The 1463-nt window shown below is 56.9% G+C and carries 2 protein-coding genes; both read right to left on the bottom strand.

What is annotated here, in order from left to right; translation table 11 throughout:
* On the bottom strand, window positions 1-146 hold a 146-nt coding region (locus IGW03_RS37610; RefSeq protein WP_194727478.1), incomplete at its 3' end, for a porin.
* A 339-nt stretch (window positions 147-485) separates the two neighbouring features.
* Complete coding sequence (locus IGW03_RS37605) at window positions 486-1280, bottom strand: NAD-dependent epimerase/dehydratase family protein (RefSeq protein ID WP_194727477.1); 795 nt, start codon at window positions 1278-1280, stop codon at window positions 486-488.
* Between the last annotated feature and the right edge of the window lie 183 nt (window positions 1281-1463).

Raw genomic sequence — 1463 nt, 5'->3', positions numbered from 1 at the left:
AGCTTGGTGACGGAGCCGGGTGCGGGGCCGCCGCTTTCGCGCACGATGCCCATGTCGAGGAGGCCGTAGACGGTGACGTTGGTCTGAGCGGCGACCGAGCCAGAGAGTGCGCCCAGGACGGCAAGCGCGAGTAGCGATTTCTTCATGTTGGTTTTCTCCTATAGGTGCTTCGTTCAAGTGTTCTCCGGCGACCAGCCTGCGTGCCCTTCGCCGAACATCTCGGTTATTCTGGTGATGAAAATATTGACTTCGTCCCCATGAATTCTTTTTGTCATGAATGCGGTCCTTCAAAGGCATCCGCATCTGCATGTCTCTTTAAAAATTCCCCGGGAGACAGTCAGACTGCTCCCGGGGACAAGCTCTCGCAAACGCTGGGAAACCATTGTCTGGCGATGAGGAGACATTCGATTGACTATTTGCTTACTTGCCGACAGTCGTTCATAACCGCATCAGCAATGAAATGCGGTTTTGACTAATGCGGTTCTTCAGGACTCGAACGGTCCGCAATTGACGAAACGCCCTCCCTGAAAAACCGCCATGGCATCATCCTTTTCAATCGGAGGCGCCGCCTCAACCTTTGCGCGGAAAGGCTCCGAACTGTCTTTCGGAACAAACCCGAGATGGCTCGCCTTGGTGTTGTCCCACCAGGAAGCCTTGTTATCGGATACGCCATACACGACGGAATGCCCCACGTTCTTTGTAAACAAGCCGCACCGCACGAGTTCGGTCAAATCATCGAAGCTCAGGAAGGTCGACATCATTCGCCGATCGAGCGGCTCGCTGTAGGCGGAGCCGATACGCAGGCAAACCGTCTCGATGCCATAGCGGTCGAAGTAGAAGCGGGACAGCAATTCACCGAAGGCCTTGCTCACGCCATACATCGTGTCGGGACGCATCGGCGCTTCGGTATCGATCGTTTCGGTTTGCTTGTAGAAGCCGATGACATGATTGCTGCTGGCGAAAACAATGCGGCGGACACCGTGCTGGCGCGCGGCTTCGTACAGGTTGTGAACGCCGACGATATTGGCATTCAGGATGGGAGCGAATGGCGTTTCTACCGAAATTCCGCCGAGGTGCACTACCGCATCCACGCCTTTCAGCAAGTCATGCACTGCAGCGCGGTCGCCGAGATCGCAGACGACGTGCTCCTCATTGGGCCGCGGCTGGCCGAACGGCTTGACGTCGGAGAGGCGCAGCACTTCGGCAAACGGCGCCAGGCGGTCGCGCATGACCTTGCCGAGATTTCCTGCCGCGCCTGTGAGCAGAAGACGTTTAAACATCAGGATTCCTTAAGCATTGAGTAATTTTCATGTTCAGCATGGGGTCGGCATCTATCTGCCCAGCATGACCGAGGGCAGCCAGAGCGAGAACGAAGGCACGTAGGTGATCAGCAGCATGGCGGCAATCAGCGCGCCGTAGAACGGCCAGATCGTCTTCATCACCTGCCCCACGCTCACCCCGCC

Source organism: Noviherbaspirillum malthae, assembly GCF_015352985.1.
Classification (GTDB): domain Bacteria; phylum Pseudomonadota; class Gammaproteobacteria; order Burkholderiales; family Burkholderiaceae_D; genus Noviherbaspirillum; species Noviherbaspirillum malthae.
Note: the sequence above shows the minus strand (reverse complement) of the source record. Positions and strands in the feature narration are given on the sequence as shown.

Excerpts from the sequence above, each read along its gene's own strand:
- IGW03_RS37605 (WP_194727477.1), bottom strand. The coding sequence starts at position 1,280 with ATGTTTAAACGTCTTCTGCTCACAGGCGCGGCAGGAAATCTCGGCAAG.